Annotated in this window: 19 protein-coding genes and 2 other RNA genes; 11 read left to right on the top strand and 10 right to left on the bottom strand. The window is 51.2% G+C overall.

Going from position 1 to position 17,562, the window contains the following annotated elements; translation table 11 throughout:
* The first annotated feature begins 117 nt into the window (after positions 1-117).
* Complete coding sequence (locus tag CBE72_RS17950) at positions 118-1,311, top strand: trans-sulfuration enzyme family protein (RefSeq protein ID WP_100145504.1); 1,194 nt, start codon at positions 118-120, stop codon at positions 1,309-1,311.
* Between the two features lie 48 nt (positions 1,312-1,359).
* Here the strand turns inward: CBE72_RS17950 and CBE72_RS17955 are convergent, their stop codons facing one another.
* Complete coding sequence (locus tag CBE72_RS17955) at positions 1,360-2,754, bottom strand: DASS family sodium-coupled anion symporter (protein WP_100145506.1); 1,395 nt, start codon at positions 2,752-2,754, stop codon at positions 1,360-1,362.
* 373 nt (positions 2,755-3,127) lie between these two features.
* On the opposite strand from CBE72_RS17955, the gene CBE72_RS17960 reads away from it, so the two are divergent.
* From CBE72_RS17960 to CBE72_RS17995, 8 genes are all read left to right on the top strand, one after another.
* Entirely contained in the window at positions 3,128-3,436 is a 309-nt protein-coding gene (locus CBE72_RS17960; RefSeq protein WP_100145508.1) for a ComEA family DNA-binding protein, read from the top strand.
* Positions 3,437-3,578: 142 nt separating this feature from the next.
* Positions 3,579-3,675: signal recognition particle sRNA small type (gene ffs / locus CBE72_RS17965), an RNA gene on the top strand.
* A 71-nt stretch (positions 3,676-3,746) separates the two neighbouring features.
* Positions 3,747-4,988, top strand: a complete 1,242-nt coding sequence (locus tag CBE72_RS17970; protein WP_157929110.1) for a site-specific integrase — start codon at positions 3,747-3,749, stop codon at positions 4,986-4,988.
* Positions 4,989-5,044: 56 nt separating this feature from the next.
* Positions 5,045-5,401, top strand: coding sequence for a BRO-N domain-containing protein (locus tag CBE72_RS17975; protein ID WP_100145512.1), 357 nt, complete (start codon positions 5,045-5,047; stop codon positions 5,399-5,401).
* Positions 5,402-5,441: 40 nt separating this feature from the next.
* Entirely contained in the window at positions 5,442-5,756 is a 315-nt protein-coding gene (locus CBE72_RS17980) for a Rha family transcriptional regulator (protein WP_100145514.1), read from the top strand.
* Between the two features lie 126 nt (positions 5,757-5,882).
* The gene (locus tag CBE72_RS17985; RefSeq protein ID WP_045282675.1) at positions 5,883-6,101 is read left to right on the top strand and encodes a hypothetical protein; all 219 of its coding nucleotides are present in this window, start codon (positions 5,883-5,885) and stop codon (positions 6,099-6,101) included.
* Positions 6,102-6,165: 64 nt separating this feature from the next.
* Positions 6,166-6,504, top strand: coding sequence for a KilA-N domain-containing protein (locus CBE72_RS17990; protein ID WP_100145516.1), 339 nt, complete (start codon positions 6,166-6,168; stop codon positions 6,502-6,504).
* A gap of 390 nt (positions 6,505-6,894) precedes the next feature.
* Positions 6,895-7,137 (top strand): hypothetical protein, encoded by a 243-nt coding sequence (locus CBE72_RS17995; protein WP_100145518.1) that lies wholly within the window; start codon positions 6,895-6,897, stop codon positions 7,135-7,137.
* Between the two features lie 62 nt (positions 7,138-7,199).
* Here CBE72_RS17995 and CBE72_RS18000 read toward each other — a convergent pair whose 3' ends face one another.
* From CBE72_RS18000 to CBE72_RS18010, 3 genes are all read right to left on the bottom strand, one after another.
* The gene (locus CBE72_RS18000) at positions 7,200-7,772 is read right to left on the bottom strand and encodes a recombinase family protein (RefSeq protein WP_045282732.1); all 573 of its coding nucleotides are present in this window, start codon (positions 7,770-7,772) and stop codon (positions 7,200-7,202) included.
* A 300-nt stretch (positions 7,773-8,072) separates the two neighbouring features.
* Positions 8,073-8,573: a hypothetical protein gene (locus tag CBE72_RS18005; protein WP_100145520.1), complete on the bottom strand. Its 501-nt coding sequence runs from the start codon at positions 8,571-8,573 to the stop codon at positions 8,073-8,075.
* A 4-nt stretch (positions 8,574-8,577) separates the two neighbouring features.
* A complete protein-coding gene (locus CBE72_RS18010; protein WP_100145522.1) occupies positions 8,578-8,814 on the bottom strand; it encodes a hypothetical protein in 237 nt (78 codons plus the stop codon).
* A gap of 205 nt (positions 8,815-9,019) precedes the next feature.
* Between CBE72_RS18010 and ffs (CBE72_RS18015) the strand changes: the two genes are divergently transcribed.
* Positions 9,020-9,117: signal recognition particle sRNA small type (gene ffs, locus CBE72_RS18015), an RNA gene on the top strand.
* A 360-nt stretch (positions 9,118-9,477) separates the two neighbouring features.
* Here the strand turns inward: ffs (CBE72_RS18015) and CBE72_RS18020 are convergent.
* From CBE72_RS18020 to dinG, 6 genes are all read right to left on the bottom strand, one after another.
* Positions 9,478-9,768: a late competence development ComFB family protein gene (locus tag CBE72_RS18020; protein ID WP_100145524.1), complete on the bottom strand. Its 291-nt coding sequence runs from the start codon at positions 9,766-9,768 to the stop codon at positions 9,478-9,480.
* A 62-nt stretch (positions 9,769-9,830) separates the two neighbouring features.
* Positions 9,831-10,736, bottom strand: a complete 906-nt coding sequence (locus CBE72_RS18025) for a histone deacetylase family protein (protein WP_100145526.1) — start codon at positions 10,734-10,736, stop codon at positions 9,831-9,833.
* Positions 10,737-10,739: 3 nt separating this feature from the next.
* Complete coding sequence (locus CBE72_RS18030; protein WP_100145528.1) at positions 10,740-11,435, bottom strand: DUF2057 domain-containing protein; 696 nt, start codon at positions 11,433-11,435, stop codon at positions 10,740-10,742.
* 9 nt (positions 11,436-11,444) lie between these two features.
* Positions 11,445-12,107 (bottom strand): primosomal replication protein, encoded by a 663-nt coding sequence (locus CBE72_RS18035; RefSeq protein WP_100145530.1) that lies wholly within the window; start codon positions 12,105-12,107, stop codon positions 11,445-11,447.
* The gene (locus tag CBE72_RS18040; RefSeq protein WP_100145532.1) at positions 12,104-12,877 is read right to left on the bottom strand and encodes a TSUP family transporter; all 774 of its coding nucleotides are present in this window, start codon (positions 12,875-12,877) and stop codon (positions 12,104-12,106) included. Before CBE72_RS18040 ends, CBE72_RS18035 begins: the two co-directional genes overlap by 4 nt.
* 21 nt (positions 12,878-12,898) lie before the next feature.
* On the bottom strand, positions 12,899-14,971 hold the full coding sequence (dinG, locus tag CBE72_RS18045; protein ID WP_039035595.1) for an ATP-dependent DNA helicase DinG: 2,073 nt from the start codon (positions 14,969-14,971) through the stop codon (positions 12,899-12,901).
* Between the two features lie 98 nt (positions 14,972-15,069).
* Between dinG and CBE72_RS18050 the strand changes: the two genes are divergently transcribed.
* Positions 15,070-17,427: a DNA polymerase II gene (locus CBE72_RS18050; protein ID WP_240613091.1), complete on the top strand. Its 2,358-nt coding sequence runs from the start codon at positions 15,070-15,072 to the stop codon at positions 17,425-17,427.
* Positions 17,428-17,562: the final 135 nt, after the last annotated feature.

Genomic DNA, 17,562 nt, shown 5'->3' on the forward strand with positions numbered 1-17,562 from the left:
GCCGATTTGGGCAAGTCTTGCTGACTCAGTATGTTGGTGCCGGGACAACTGAATCATCCCGGGCGAGAAGCCGAATAATAATATAAGGGATGGTCGGACTGACATGGGGAGTTAAGCATGCAACACAAGCAACCAAAAGCACTGCACTCAGCCACACTGGCTATTCATGGCGACCACTCGGGCGAGCCTTCCGGGGCATTGGTGTCGCCTTTATATCAGAGTGCCACCTTCTGTTTTGATACCGCCCAAAGCGGTGGTCGCCGCTTTGCCGGTGAAGAAGAGGGCTATATCTACACCCGCTTGGGTAACCCGACAGTTGCCGAGCTTGAGCGGCGTCTGGCGCTGCTTGAAGGCGCTGAAGCCGCTGCTGCTGCCGCGTCCGGCATGGGCGCGGTATCGGCGGCCTTGCTGGCATACTTGAGCTGTGGCGACCATCTGTTGGCTTCCTCGGCCGTCTATGGTTGCACTTTTTCATTGATGACAGAGCAGTTTGCCCGCTTCGGTATTGAAGTTTCTCTGGTGGATTTTGCCGATCTCGCGGCGGTCGAGGCGGCTATTCGTCCCAACACTCGGGTGATTTTTTGCGAAACCCCGGTGAATCCGCATCTGGCCGTATATGATATCCGTGCCATAGCTGCTATCGCCAAGCGCCATCAACTGACCAGCATAGTGGACAACACCTTTATGACCCCGCTGCTGCAACAGCCTCTGCAGTTGGGAATCGATCTTGTGGTTCACAGCGCCACCAAGTATCTCAATGGCCACGGCGATGTTATTGCCGGTATCATCTGTGGCTCACAGGCGGCGATAACGGCCATCAAGCAACAACAGCTAAAAGATATTGGCGCCGTGCTATCGCCTTTCGATGCCTGGTTGATTTTGCGAGGCCTGAAAACCCTCTCGGTGCGACTCGAACGTCATTGTGATAACGCCGAGCGCCTGGCGCAGTATCTCGAATCCCATCAAGCCGTGGCCAAGGTACATTATCCCGGGTTGGTTTCCCATCCGGGCCATCAGTTTATCGGCTCGCAGATGCGCAGGGCCGGTGGGGTGTTGGCGTTTGAGCTTAAGGCTGATTTGGAGCAGTCCATGGCCTTTGTCAATCGACTGGCACTGTTCAAAATTGCTGTGAGTCTGGGGGATTGTGAGTCGCTCATTCAGCACCCGGCGTCCATGACCCATTCACCCTATACCCAAGAGGCGCGTCTTAAAGCCGGCATTAGTGACAGCTTGCTGCGAATATCGGCCGGGCTCGAGGATGTGGATGACCTGATAGCCGATCTGGAGCAGGCACTGACAGTGATCAGTTAAAAGAGACAAGGCGAGCATGGCTCGCCTTGTTTTTCGGGCTTGCGAGAATCAAATGCCCCAGAAGGTGTGAGCTATGATATAGAGCACCAACATACTGATGACGTTGATGATTAAGCCTACGCGCATCATTTCAGATTGTTTGATATAACCGGAACCATAGACAATGGCATTGGGTGGTGTGGCCACCGGCAGCATAAAGGCGCAGGATGCCGAAATACCTATGAGCACCGACAGCATTACGGGCGATAGCCCCAATGCTTCGGCGATAGCGGCAAACACAGGTACCAGCAGGGCGGCACTGGCGGTGTTACTGGCAAACTCGGTCAGCATCACCACAAAGAAAATGACCGCGAACACGAACAACGACATATGGGTACTGCCGAAGATGTCCGTCATCCAGTGGGCCATGAAGACGCTGGTACCCGTGGCTTTCAGTACGGCACTCAGGGTCAGACCACCGCCGAACAGTATCAGTACCCCCCAATCGGTGGTTTTTTCTATCTTCTTCCAGCCAACCAAGCCAAGCCCTGCCAGCAAAACCACTGCAGAAAGCGCGACTATGGTGTCAAACTGGCTGATACCACCGAGCGCCTCTGACAGGGGCTTACTGAAGATCCAGCAGCAAACTGTGGCCAGGAAGATAAACAGAGTCAGTTTTCCTTGGAAATTCAGTTTTTGATCTTCGATATCTAGCTTACATTCCACCGACAGATCCGGTTTGAAATACAGATACAGGGCGATAAGCATGGTTGGCAACATCAAAGCCACGGTCAAGAGGCCAAACTCCAGCCAGTCGCTGAAGCTCAAGCCGGCCTGGGCAGCGGCAATGGCGTTTGGCGGACTGCCTACCAGAGTACCTATGCCACCAATGTTGGCCGAATAAGCGATACCCAGCAGCATAAAGACATAGGTGTTGTGCTGGCTCTCTTTATCCAGTTGCTGCAAGATCCCCAGTGCCAGAGGCAACATCATGGCCGCTGTGGCCGTGTTGCTGATCCACATAGACAGCAATGCGGTTACCCCGAACAGCATCATACAGGCGATGCTGAGTTTGCCTTTGGAAGCCAGTAATACTTTTTGGGCGATAAGGGTATCGATTTTTTGATGGTGCAGGGCAGCGGCCAAGACAAAGCCACCAAAAAACAAATAGATAATTGGGTTAGCAAAGTTGCTCATGGCAGCTTTGGTTTCAAACACACCAAAAGTCACTGCCAAAACCGGAATGAGTATCGCTGTGATACTCAGGTGAATGGCTTCGGTAAGCCAGAGCACTGCGGCAAATACCAAAATAGACAGGCCGGTATTCACTCCGGGTTCAAAGGGTAAAAAGTTGTGCAGTACAAAAAGCAGCAGAATATCTGCCACCAAGATCAACATGTTACGTTGTTGGGTGCTCTTCTCTGTCTGCGAAGGGGGTAAGCTTTCCGTTTGTTCTAAAGACATTTTCAACTTCCTCGTCTTGTTATTATGGCAAGCAATTTATGGCATGGCTCACATTTATCAAAGGGCTTTTTTGGGTAACTTAACTACCTGGTACATCATGCTTGTATTAGAACCATATCACGAAAGCTGGAAAATTGAGAGAGCGATCACTCAGGCGTGATCTCGTTGATGTGTTTTTTTGTTTCAAACGGTTAACATTGAGGCTTGCTCTTTATATTACTGAAAGAGAATGAAAGTTTAAAACGGTGATGTGTGTCACATTTAGTTATTGTCTTGGTGTCTGATTGTAATAATTTTGGCAATATTCGTGCGCTGGGCTACATTTCTTTAAGGCCAGGGAATACCGGCCTTAACCAATGACAAGGAGTCTTATATGAAAACACCATTCTATGCTTTGCTACTCGCAGCCTCTCTGAGTTCTCCCCTATACGCCGGAGAGCCCACTAAAGACAAAACCCCACAAACGCCGCAAGCCAGCCAAGCACAGGTTCATAAAATCAACATTAATACCGCTTCGGAATCTGAGCTGCAGTTACTGAAAGGGATAGGTGAGGCCAAGGCCAAAGCGATTGTTGAATATCGCAGCAGCCAAGGCAAATTCAAATCCATTGATGAGTTGACCCAGGTCACGGGTATCGGCGCCAAACTGGTCGAGCAGAATAAGCATCTGTTGGTGCTTTGAAAATAAAGATAAGCAAGTTTTTGTTTATCTTATGGTCAATTGGCCGTTATTGAGGGGAAGCTGAGGTAATTCCCCTTGATCCCAGCGGAACCATGATGGATAATCCCCGGCGTTGCAGTAAGGCTGCAAATCTGTGGTGACCCCAGGGTCCCCCCGCAATGATAACTTGTGAACCCGGCCAGGCCCGGAAGGGAGCAACCGTAGCAAGTGACTCATGTGCCGGGGTGTGGCTCTGGGGGAACCTCCAATTCCAAACCTTTTCAAATGGTTAGCTCTGAAAGTACCTAAGGGGTCCACAAGGTGGTCCACTTTGAGTCTAGCTAAAGCCTCTAATCCAGCTCCTTATCTGTATCGATCCCGACATGGTGTCTGGTATGCCCGTGTAGTCGTTCCTGAAGATCGTAGAGATGCCATAGGGAAACGTGAACTCCGCAAGACACTTGCCACTAAAGACAAGCGCGAGGCTGTCCTGAGGTCTTGGGATGTGCTTAAGGCTCTGCATGCCTTGGCTAAAGGCAAAGCATCGGCGATACAATCCCCATCAGCCAGCTTGGAGTCTTCTCAAGGCCGTGCTGTGGTATCGGCTCCAGTCCCTCCTGAGATTCCCCCCGTATCCCCCCAGTTACCTAAGTTGAGTCAGATAGCGGATGAATACAGCCGGGAAAAGGTTTTGGGTGGTGCATGGTCGAAACATACTGAGAGCGTCAACCGCAAGACATTCAGAGACATGATTGCCTTGCTGGGCGACCTTAGGATTGACCAGTTCACCAAGGAGCAGGCTCAGAGGTATAAGCAGCACTACAGTGCCAAGACTGACCTGTCTGTCGCGACAATCAACAAGTACCTGACTCGGGTCACTGCCTTGTTGCAGTGGGCCTCAGCTCACTATGGGACACCCAATCCCATGGCCGGAATGAGCATTCGTGTGTCGGCAAAGGTGAAGGTGTCTAAAGAGCGGGAGGCGCTGACTCCATTCCAAATCAAGCAGTTATTCCAAGCACTGCCCATAGGCAACGCCAAAAGGTATGCCTACAGGTACTGGGTGCCTCGGCTTGCGGCGTACACTGGGGCCAGAGTCGGGGAGTTGGCTCAGTTGTATCTGGATGATTTCACGGTAATTGATGGTCATCCGTGCATCCTTATCCGAGCCAGTCACCCAGACCAATCAATTAAGACCCCAAGCAGCGAGAGGGCCATCCCCATTCACCCTAAGCTGATAGCTCTGGGCTTCCTGCACTTTGTTGAGAGACAGCGAAGCCTAGGTCATCAGCGCCTGTTCCCTGAGTTGCCTAAACAGGAGGCTCGGGGTTACTCCCATGCTGTTTCTAAGTGGTTCCACAACTTCAAAAGGAAACTGGACTGGGGAGAGCGAGAGACCTTGCACGGTATACGCCATGCGGTGGCAACCCAGTTGAAACGCAAGGAGTTTAGCTCTGATTTGGTCGCCGGGTTATTGGGGCATTCCCATGGTTCAATTACCTTCGACCGCTACGGGAAGGAGTACAAGGTAAACAACCTGCTCAGAGTGGTTGAGGCTCTGGATTGGGAGTGAGGGCTGTAGACTCAAAGCTGAGCTCATCCTGAGTAAAAAATAGGGAAGTAACAACTATCCGTGTCGTCCCAGACTTCAAAGACGGACAGCCATACTTCGTGGCTAAAGATGTCGCTGAGACTCTGGGCTTCCGAAGCCCGCAACGAGCCTATAATGCCCACTGTCAGGATAAGATGACCTTGAAGAAGCGAGAAGTAAGCTCCGAAATGGAACGTACTCTGTTCACCTCTGCTACCCAAGCCACCATAACCCTCATCCCAGAGTCAGATGTCTACCGACTGGTAATGTGTTCCACTCTCCCATCTGCCCAAGCCTTCCAAGACTGGGTCTGTGGCACAGTGCTGCCTGCAATCCGTAAGGACGGTGCCTACATCATGGGAGAAGGGAATAAACGGGAAATGAGGGGGGGCTGATGACCGTCCACGGGTCTAGACAACCAACAACGTACCAACTATGTCAAGCCGCGAGATTGCCGAACTGACAGGCAAGCGCCATGACAACGTGTGCCGCGATATTCGCAACATGCTGACACAACTGGGTGTAGCCCAAATCAGTTTTGAATCGGGCTATTTTGACGCCAATAACCAACAGCGTACCGAGTATCTTCTGCCACGCCGCGAGTGCGAGATTCTGGTATGTGGCTATGACGTAGTTCGCAGAGCTGCTGTAATCGACCGCTGGCTGGAGCTGGAGACCAAGCAACGCCAATTGCCCAACATGACCCCGGGGCTGCTAAGGTTTACTGTCGATCAAGGGATGATCGGTTGATCGGAATACCCGTGATGACCGTCACGAAAAATCCATGCGTATACGACTTGATTGTCTCAGGTGAGATCTTGCGGTGGTATGTTTGCCGCCCAGATGAACACCACAGACACACACAGGAGGTAATCAATGACTATGGTCTACATCTTTAATGAATCCCATCCACTAGCTGCTGAGGTCGAGCTGCTACCAGCTTTGCTTACCTCTGAGGCCCACAACGTCAAACAGAAAGACCCAGCCGCCATGGACTGGAAAGAGGTCACTCGAGAAGAAGCCAAGCAGGCACTATCTGAGGGCCTCCCGGTAATCTTCTCTGACGACTGCTGTACTTACCTTAAAGCAGCCTAAGGATGGCCCAGAGGCGCAGGGAGGCGCCAGCATCACCGCGACCGTCTACCCAAATGAAGACGGTATGTACGACCTTAATGACATTCACCGCGCCTTCAAGCTGCCAAAGACTAAGCTCCCAAGCCAATGGAGGCATCGTATTCGCACTGCGCTGGAAACAAGTGCTCCTGCAAAACTGCAGGTGCAAAACTTTGGGGCCGATAGAGGCTTCGCTACATGGGCAACTAAGGAAGCCCTCTATGCCTATGCCATGTGGTGCGATGTTGAGTTCTACATGGTGGTCGTGGATGCCTTTACCGCCCTGACTAACGGGGACATTGAGAAAGCCCAAGAGATTGCCCAGACCGTAGTGTCTGTCCATGAACAACGGGCCACTGAACTGTACCTCCAAGGCCATCACTGAGAGGGATGCATAGTCTGGCATCCACTCAGACGATCTCTGGCTTGACTTGGAGACCCTCAGGACTGACGCCTGACACTCCCGACCAGCAATGGAATCTTGAGGCTGCCTGCTTAGGTGGACAAATAATACTCAGATTCATCGCAAAATTGTGTAGACACAAACCTTAAAGTGTGGTATTTAGCCCGCCCCCGTCTTTAGGTAGTCTTGAGGTATCCTTAGGTCTTAAGGTGTCCTTAGGTCTGAGGCTATGTCTTGGGAGGGATATTATCCTGATTGGTTATACTGGCTGAGGAGAACCTTGGTCTTGAGGATCCTTAGGTCTGAGGAGTCTTAAGGTAAGGGAGACCGATACACGTAGACAGCAACACTTCGGAGGGTTGAGGATTACCTATGGCAGTCCTGAAGTCCCTTGGAGGGCCACTGAAAACAGCAGAGGAAACTGTGTGGCCCAAAGGAAGCGAAGGAGAACCCAAAGTGACCTTGGCTTCTCTGTCGTATATGGAGGGACAATTGGCAGATGGTCTCCTGCTGGTGGTCTTGATGACCGTAGGCGGTCTCAGTGACAACACCAAAACAGGGAGGCAGAGACAAGGAATGCAAAAGATCCTCAGAACGCCCCAGAGCCTCGATTAGCCTCCAGTAATACCTATGGCCTATCCAAGGCTCTGGAGGCTATAGCAGATCATTCAGAGCGTTTACAGGCTCTTATTCCAGTGCCTCTTGACTGTCGCCAGAGACAACCCCAAGACCTCGCTTGCCTTGGATTGCGACAGCCCTTGCTCTCTTGCTTTCTTCACCGCCTCAGTAGTTCCCTTGGCTACAGGGCGGCCAAGCTTCTTGCCTTCAGCCTTGGCCCTTGCGAGTCCTTCCTGAGTACGCTCTACAATGCGGGACTTCTCGAACTCGGCAAAGGCAGTCATCAGGGACAGCATCAGCTTACCTTCAGGCGTGCTGAGGTCGGACACAGGCAAGTCTAGAGACTGTACGCTAATCCCCCTTGAGGTCAGATGCTGTATGGTCTGGAGCACGTCTATGGCATCCCGACCCAATCTATCCAGCTTCAAGACCACTAGGCGGTCTCCAGCTTCCAACTTGTGGTCTATTAGGTTCTTGAAGGCTGGCCGAGCCATGGCTGCTACGCCTCCAGAGATAGACTCGCTAATGATACGACTATCCAGTAGCTCTGGGATGCGCTCCTTGAGCTGGTGGGCTTGAGTCTCGGCATTCTGCTCGACAGTGGAAACACGACAGTAAGCAAAGGTTCTCATGGGTTAACTCTCGGTGGTGTCATAATCGGTATCAAGAATGATCTTGGGGTTCAACAATGTCAAGTGCTATTTTGTTGATACCAGATGAGACCCACAATTCCCAGTGTCATAAAACGATGGTTTGTTGAGCCTATGGATGGTGTCTGTGGTTGGTCTGAGAGTGTCTTGGGGAAACGAAGGGCAGAAAATAAATCGATAGGGGGTACGGGGGGGAATTGGGGCAAAGGCCATATCTAGAAAGGCCTCAGAAATTTTTGGTATTTTTAAGGTGACTAGTAGTCAGGATACAAGCCTAATTAATTAGCGATACTGGACATTAAATTTTTTACTGTCACGACCCAAACCATCTACCCACGACAAAGTAAATGATTCCCTTGTCGCTTTATTGCCAAGCGAGGTTGTTGCCAGCAACTTAACAGATTCTGAACTATCTAGTTCACACGGGAATAGCTCATCAACCTCTGACGGCAGAACAAAATGAGTTCTCTCATCAAAGTCAATCCTAACATCCCTAGCTTGAGTCGAACCAACATTAGTAATAACTAAGTGCTTACTACCATTGCTCCCGAAACCAACAAACCTAGCGGTAAACGCAGCCTTTTCTTTGGTTAACTCACGCTCTTTAGCATTTCTTAAGTCTAATGCCGTTAGTTCTCGCTGTAGGTAGCCTAGTTCCCTAATTAGATCTTCTTGCTTGTTATGCGTTCTAACGCTATGCCATAAAGAGCCGCCAGCAAAAAGCGCTGCTAACACCGCAGCTATAACACTTATAAAATTCACCATACTAACTGTCAATTCCATTACTTTACCTTTTAGTAAACTTAATGTTCTTGCTACCCTTAAATGCTTTCTCGAGAGACTTGGTTAAAGAGTTCTCTACTTCATTCAAAACCTTAGACTTAAACTCTTCCATAAAGTCATCAAAATTCTCTTTATGACCGCAATCTTTACAAATCATAAACTTTTGATGTTCATCAGTATGAACTGGTTGAGCACCACAGATTGGGCACTTTGGCTGTAACGCTTCCTCTGAAATAGACATATCCACTTCTTAATAAAATTAGACCACATTGCAGTATAAAAAACAGTCACCTAAACCATGCTATCACACATAAAGAAGCCCAGCTAATGAAATAGATTAGGAACCTGTCATATCTTGCCATAGGATTAAATGAGTGATACAAATTGTGGGTCATTCAACAGATTAATCCACTTAGGTGTCTTCAAGCGTGTGAATGGATGCTTACCTCGCGTCCTCCCCGCAATGATAACTTGTGAACCCGGCCAGGCCCGGAAGGGAGCAACCGTAGCAAGTGACTCATGTGCCGGGGTGTGGCTCTGGGGGAACCTCCAATTCCAAACCTTTTCAAATGGTTAGCTTGAGATAAACCTTGGTGGTACACAAGGTGGTCCACTTTGAGTCTAGCTAAAGCCGATTTCCACCCCTATCTCTGTTACTCCTGACACGATATTTGATGCGCCAGAAGCGCGACCCTATATAGCGAAGAAATGCCAGTGGCTACCATTAACACTTATGTTTGGTATAAACAGCTAGCTACATGGACTGCGATGGCTTGGCTATCAACTCATTAACGGCCAAAACAAGACAGCCAAGAAGTAAAAGAATAGTCGCAGAGCGGCGACTTTATTTCCGCTGGTGAGGCTCAAACCCAGAGTTATCCATATTTGTGATAACTGGCCTGTGTTACCCCTGCGCTTGCTGATCGGTTTCCAGTTTCGGGGGTAGTTTGGATTTCAAAAACGCCCGCGATTTCTCTAATGCCTGGTAGATTTCGTTGCGCATTCTATCTTGCTCTTGATAGTCACCGTAGAAATAGGTGTCTACCAGATGGTGAATGTAGCGCACTGGTAGTTGATTAAGCGTGATACAAGCCAGATCGGCCACATAGTCGCCCGGCAGCTCGTCCATTAATCCCTCTTCGGCGAGGATTTCCATTAACATCACTTCGTAGTAGTTGCGGATCTCTAACTGCATAGGTGACGCTCCCCAAAGTTTTGCTGCATTACGCTTGGTTTATAGCATTTGGTTTGTAGCCTCTAGCGATATAGCATAGCAGCGGCATGAAATAACTGACTGTGTCTGAGTGTTAATTGTAGAGGGTCTTTGCAGTATCCGCCTCCCGTGACACAGGCTATTGGTATTGCAGCGTCTCTGGCATGACGCAATACGCTCATATCCCGCCGGGATATGCCCTCAAGGCTGAGCCGCAGCAAGCCGAGTTCATCTTCAGCATGTACATCGACTCCGGCGTCATAAAGAATGAGATCCGGTCTATGAGTCAAGATCAGCAAAGGCAGTATCTGCTCCAGCGTTGTAAGGTACTCGTCATCACCAGCGCCTTTTTCAAGCTCGATATCATAGTGAGAGTCTGCTTTACGGGCGGGGAAGTTTTGCCGGCAGTGTATTGAGCAGCTGATAATGTTCGCATCGCCGACTGTCATGCTGGCTGTACCGTCGCCTTGATGGACATCGCAGTCGATAATCAGAACCTTGTCTGCCAGTCCTTGGTTTATCATGCGTATGGCACTGTAGACTAGATCGTTGAAAACACAGTAACCGCTGCCAAAGTCCTGGTGAGCGTGATGGTAACCACCGCTGATATGCAGCGCTATGCCGTGCTCGAGCGCTTTTCGCGCCGCAAGCTCGGTACCCGCGACTGAGTGCAGTGTCCGCGTCAGTAGATGTTCGCTCCAGGGAAAACCTATGCGGCGCATCGCCTTGGGATCCAGTCGATTGTGAATAAATCCGGCAACATATTGAGGGCAATGCACAGAAGCGAGGGCAGTTTGGTTTACAGGCTTTGGAGAACAGAGGCTGAGTTGCCCGGAAAATGGAGTTTGGCACAGATACTCAAACAGACGCTGATATTTGCTGATGGGAAATCTGTGCCGGGATGGTAACGCCAGCCTGGAATAGCTGGCGTGATATACCAAAGGGATCATTTATCAGAGCTGTTTGATGGCCCAGCTCATGAACTCTTTGCGAGTCGCTTCATCGGCCTGTAACCACCAGTACTGCAGCATTTGCTGAGCGTGGGCGGCACTGTCGCCATTTTGGCCACTGGCCTTGGAAGCCGCTGGCATTGTCATGGCGCTGACTGGCGATGGCTGAGTTACAGGGGCCACTGGTTGGCTGGCGGCCATGTTACCTGAAGTTACGGCAGCAGCAGCGGTTTCAACATCAGGTGCATTATTGCCATTGAACAGTTGCGACAGGAAAGAGGTTTCTTTCAGTTGAGTCAGTTCCACCTGGTAGTTGACCTGGCCCTTGTCGGCGCGGGTAATGACGACCTGAGGGGTTTTGGCGAACTCTTTGGGCTTCTTGACGTGGTCACCATCGGCAGGCTTGAGGATATACTCGTTGTCGCCTTCTGCCTTAAGAGTCAGGATGAAAGGAGAAGACTTCACGAAGCTCTGACTATCGGAAAAATCGTCATCGATCATATCGTGGTAACGAATGGCTATCTTGTGGACACCTTCGGACAGTGCCAGCTCAGATTTGTGGTTGAAGTTGCTGGTTTCAATTTCCTTGCCATCCAGTGCCAGATACTCAAAAGACATAGGGATGGTCAGATTGGCCGCAAATACCGAGGAAGTGCTGAGCAGGGCCAGTAGGGCCGAGGCGGTCAAGCGTAGTTTCATTGTTGCTCCTTAACGATTGTAACTCTGATGCGGACGTTCAAATGCCTGAATGCGATCTTCAATATAGCTGATCGCCTGCCTGCACTTACCGAGGCGGCGATGCATCAAAAGGATGTCATTCTGGACGGGGATTTTGTCAGTACTATGACAGTTTTCAAGCTTTGATTGCAATTGTTCAATCTTTTGTTCTATTTTTTTGGCCCAGTTCAGATGTTTGTTCAGCTCTTCGTACAATTGATGGCTGTTTTGCATAACACCCGCGGCTATCCAGCCAAAACCACTTTCCTGATGCCGGCGGCCCTGACGTTGTTGGTAGCTTTGCCGTTTACTGGCCTGCTGCAGCTTCTGGATCCTGGCGTTGAGACCTGTGGTACCCAAGGCCCGTTTCAGGGCGACAAACCTGTCCTGAATGCGTTCGCAGCTTAAGGCTATAGTGTGTTGGGCCAACTGATGGCGTAACTGTTTTTCCAGCTGATCTATGCTCTTGTGCAGCTGTTCCACACAGGGATAGAGTTGGGCACCATGCTGAATAAACAACTCGCTGTTGAAGCGTTCAGTATCCTGCAGCAGTTTGCGCTGCGCTGCTGGCAAAGAGGCATCATGCTGCAGCACTTCCTGCTCCAACTGCCTGAGCTGTTCCCGCAGACGTTGTACCAGTTGGTTGGTGTTCAAAACCAGGCACTCCAGGCTAGATTGGCGGCGATAAGCACCACGATAGCAATAAAGAGTGGCCTGATAAACGGCATTCCAAAGCGGATAGCCGAGTGGGCGCCGATATAAGAACCCAGCATCATACACAAGCCCATCACCACACCTACCAAAAGGTGCACTTTACCTAGCAGCAGGAAAATCATCAATGCCGTGATATTGCTGACAAAAGTCATTGCCCTTGCCAAGGCACTGCTGTGCAGGAAGGGCAGGCGGTACAGCGCGGTCGAGCTGACGGCCCAAAAGGCGCCAATGCCCGGGCCAGCAAAGCCATCGTAGGCGCCAAGCCCCAGCCCCTGAAGTATCTGTTTATGCTTGGCCGGCGTTTCGGTGACGGGTTTACATTGGCTGCAGCCCATGGCTCCGGGTGAAAACAGCGAATAGAACGCGATGGCGATAATAAGCAGTGGCAGAATTTTTTCCAGCCAACGGGTGTCGATGAGATAAACGGCAATACTGCCGATAACGGCGCCTATGGCAGTAGCAATAAAGGCGAACGGCCAGAACTTGGGGGTCAGCAACTGCTTGCGGTAATAGGTAAATGCCGCCATGGAGGAGCCGAAGCAGGCAGCCAGTTTATTGGTCCCCAGCGCCAGATGAGGCGGCATGCCCACTGTCAGCAAGGTGGGAATGGACAGTAGACCGCCACCACCGACTACGGCATCAATAAATCCGGCCAGCAGGCCGACTGCGGCCAATATGGCCCAGCTGCTGGGTTCGAGCAGAATATCCACTTTACATCCTGATTGAGCGCATCATTCGATAACGCGGCGGTAAGGCGGCAGGGCATCAAGCAGCGACGACCCGTATCTTTTGGTTACCAAACGCCTGTCCAATATGGTTATTCGGCCATAGTCCTGCTCTTTTCGCAACAGGCGGCCGCAACTCTGGATGAGTTTCCGTGACGCATCCGGAATAGTCAATTGTAAAAACGGGTTACCGCCTTTCATTTTGACATATTCTGCATGGGCCTGCTCTACCGGCGAGGTGGGCACGGCAAACGGCAGCTTGGTTACTATCAGGTTAGTCAGGTAATCGCCGGGAAGGTCGAGACCCTCGGAAAAACTGCCGGTACCAAAGATAATGCTGGGCTCACCTTTGTCACATTTCTGCTTATGTTGCTCAAGCAAGTGCTGGCGTGGGGCACTGCCCTGGATCAGCGGTTCGGATACCAATTTGTTGCGCAGTAGATCGGCTACCTTTTCCATCTGCCAGTAGGAGGCAAACAGCACCAGAGTGGCCATTTCCCCCTCTACCAACTGCTTTATCTGGCTGGCGAGTTCTTCTGTGTAGGCGTCTTCGGTTGGCTCGGTGCGCATTTTCGGCAGGTAGAGAGTGGCGTTGTTCTCAAAATCGAAAGGGGACTGCAGCGCCAGGTAGCGACTGCCATCATTGAGTGACAGGCCAACCTGATAGGCAAAATGCTCAAAGCGGTTCAGCGCTCTGAGGGTGGCGCTACATAGCACGACACCGGCGGCTTTTTCCCACAACATATGTTCCAGCATATAGCCTACTTCGATTGGCGATGCACTGAAAAGGTAGTCCTGCTGCTTGCCGCTGAGGGCTTCAATCCAGCGGGCGGTGGGGGCACCTTTGGGGCTGTCCTCCTTGGCCATCATCTTCCAGAGCTTTTGCAGGTTTTCCAGGCGCTGCATCATAAAGCCGGTTTCGCTCAAGAGGGCTTCGGCCTGATGCCTTGGTAATTCACCATCCTTGACGCTTTCGCTGAGAATAGCCTGCATCTTATTGAATTGCTTGAGGGCATCGTTGGAGGCCGTGGCCAGGTTTTCTGCCTGAATCAACAGGGCGTCCGGCAGCTTGCCATGTTCGAACCGCAGGCGGTTTTCCGGGTTGGCAAAGAGTTTGGGTTGGGTATCACAGTAGTGGGCAACCTGATTCAGCAGGCCGGTTAATTCTTCGATGCGATCCAGCATCGCCTGCGCCGGGGCAATAATATTGTTGCTCTTTATTTGGTTTTGCAGTTTGGCCGTGGTCTTGCTGACTTTCTCCAGCCAATCACAGGCGCCCCTGAGCGTGGCCTGGGCGCTGGAGAAATCCCTGGCTACATTCGGCAGGTGATGGGCTTCATCGATAACGTAATAGACTTCTTCCGGATCCGGCAGAATCACACCGCCACCCAGTTCAAGGTCGGCCAGTAACAAACTATGGTTGGCAATAAGCACATCCCAGGTATCAATATCTTCGCGGGCCTTGTGGAAGGGGCAGTGGCTGTGACTGGCCAGTTGGCGATGACAGCTGTGTTTGTCACAGGCTATCTGTTGCCACAGGTGGTCTGGCAGCGGTGTCTTGAGGGTATCGAGTTCACCATTCCAGCGGCCATCCTGATAGTCTTTGAGCAAAGCCTGCAACTGCTCAACCTGTGAGGTATCCGGCTTGGTTTGCCACATGGCCATCTGGCTGCCGTTGCCGTCACCGACCAACATCTCAAGCTTGGCCAGGCACACGTAACGCTGGCGCCCTTTGACCAGACCGTAACGGAAGTTGAGTTTGGAGTGTTGCAGAAAAAACGGCAGATCTTTATGCAGCAACTGCTCCTGCAGCGCCACAGTGGCGGTGGCGATACAGACTTTTTTCTTGCTAGCCAGCGCCAGGGGGATGGTTCCCAGAATATAGGCCAGGGATTTACCTATACCTGTGCCCGCTTCAATTACCATGATGCGCCGCTGCTTGTCGTATTCACCGGCAAGTGTCTTGGAGATCTCCGCCACCATATAATTCTGCTCCCGGCGGGAACGGAAGTTGGGCAGTGCGGAGGCAATGTCCTTGTAGATCTCGCGGATCTGGGTCTTTACATGGGCTGCTAGCATGAGACTCGGTTCTGGAAAATTATCCTGTATATAATACCAGTAATTTCTTATGCTAATAAACCTCTAAAACACGATTGTCCCGACTCATGCCCCAAAACATGTCGCAAACCCTGAAAGGCCGTATTCTTACCCGTCATCTGGCTCAGAGAGACGAGGGGTTATGCCTGCAATACTATCTGGCCACCGAGCAGGGGCCTGTGTTGGTTGAGGTGCCGGGGCAGGAACAAGTTTGCTTTGCCAAAGAGCAGGATGCGGCGGCTTTATGCCAGGGTTTAAGCCAGGTGAGGGCCCAGCCGCTGGCGCTGAGAAACTTCGCCAAAGAGAAGGTTGCAGCGCTTTACAGTCGCAGTCGGCAACAGATGCGGTTACTGCAAAAGCAGGCCCAGGATCAGGGAATGCCCTTGTATGAAGCCGATCTTAAACCCCAGCAGCGTTTCTTGATTGAGCGCTTTATTGCGCTCGATGCCGAGTTTTATGGTTATTTCAGCGAGGAAAGCGGCGCACTGACACGGTTTGTTGCCAGTCGCGCCAGGAAAGCCTCGCTGAACAATGTCGGTCTGGCTGTTATTTCCCTCGATCTTGAATGTAGCATGCAGGGCGAGCTCTATTCCGCCGGACTCTACGGTCGTGACCGCGATGGAGCGCTGTTTCAGCGTGTGTACATGATAGGTCAAGCCCAGGACGGGCCCGACTATATCCACTGGGTCAGGGATGAAGCAGCCCTGTTGCAGGCTTTGGTTGACTGGTTCAGTCTCTGGGATCCGGACATCATCATAGGTTGGTCGGTTGTCAATTTTGACCTGGCACTGCTGAGCCGACGATATGCCCATCATGGTATTGAAGCACGGCTTGGGCGCGGAGGCGTGCCCATGTCCTGGTTGGTGGAAGGCAAGTATCGACCGGAAACCCTCTCCTTGCCCGGGAGAGTGGTGCTGGACGGTATAGACTGGCTCAAGGCCGCCTTCTATCAGTTTGAGCGCTATTCGCTCGAGTTCGTCTCCCGCGCACTCTTGAGTGAGGGCAAGGCGATAGATCAAGTTGAAGATCGCGGTCAGGAGATAAGCCAGCTCTTTCAAGAGGATAAATTGGCATTGGCCCACTACAATCTGACCGATTGCCGTCTGGTACTGGATATTTTCGATAAAACCGATCTATTGAATTTTGCTTTGGCCCGGGCGCAGTTGACCGGGTTGGAGTTTGGCCGGGTAGGGGCTTCGGTGGCGGCGTTCAATCACCTCTACCTGCCACACTTGCACCGGGCCGGATTTGTGGCGCCGGCAGCACCGGCCAGTGATGGCCTGGAGAGTCCCGGCGGCTATGTGATGGACTCCATTCCGGGCCTTTACCGGGACATTCTGGTGCTGGACTTCAAGAGTCTATACCCTTCGATTATTCGCACTTTTTTGATCGATCCCATGGGGCTGGTGCAGGGCATGGGTGAACCCGAAGCCGAGACGGTACCCGGCTTTCTCGGTGCTAGATTCAGCCGCAAACAACCTATCTTGCCAACGCTTATCGCTAAGTTGGCCCAAGAGCGGGAAAGCGCCAAGGCTCAAGCCAATGCGCCCTTGTCTCAGGCAATCAAGATCATCATGAATTCGCTTTATGGGGTACTGGGCTCTCGGGGGTGTGTATTCCACGATGCCCGCTTGGCAAGCTCAATTACCATGCGCGGTCATGAGATAATGCAGCAGACCAAACGTTGGATTGAGGATGAAGGCATGAGTGTTATCTATGGCGACACAGATTCGACATTTGTTTGGCTAGGACAGCAGCATGACATCGCGGATCCGCAAGCCTTCGGCAGGGCGTTGGCCGCTAGGATTACCGCCCAGTGGCAACAGCATTTGGCGGATGATTTTCAGTTGCAGAGTCATCTGGAACTCGAGTTTGAGCGCCATTATGAACAGTTTCTGATGCCTACTCTCAGGGATTCAGAAGAAGGCTCCAAAAAGCGCTATGTTGGTGCCAGCCGCAATAGCCAAGGTCAGTTGGATATTATCTTCAAAGGCATGGAGCAGGTTCGCAGTGATTGGAGTCCTCTGGCCAGGCGGGTTCAATACGAGCTGTACCGGCGTATGTTTAATGGCTTGGATGTAGCGGGCTTTCTGGCTACAGAAATAGAAGCGCTCAAACGCGGCGATTATGACAACGAGCTTATTTTCTCCAAGCGGCTAAGGCGTAAGTTGGATGCTTATCAGGCAAAGGCGTCACCCCATGTCAAGGCCGCCAGACAACTGTTGGAGCAGACCGGCGACCCTCGTTATGGCCGTTTGGGCACCCGGATTGACTACCTGATCACAATCAATGGCCCCGAAGCGGTTTCCCTCAGACGTTCAGCCATTGATTATGATTACTACATCGAAAGGCAAATCAAACCGATAGCCGATCCGGTACTTTTCATAATGAAAGAAAGTTTCAGTCAAATCTGTACCGGACAAATGAGTCTAATCTGACGTTGAACTTGTTTCAAAAGGTTAATAAAGTTAATAAATAGTTTTATTGCTGGGTTTTGTCGGTTCTTGTAGTTTTTTTTAAGGTAAAACTAATAGAAAATGTGATTTTTGTCTTTACCGCTTTGCTAACCTTTT

The sequence above is a fragment of the Shewanella carassii genome (genome assembly GCF_002777975.1).
In the GTDB taxonomy this organism is placed as follows: Bacteria; Pseudomonadota; Gammaproteobacteria; order Enterobacterales; family Shewanellaceae; genus Shewanella; species Shewanella carassii.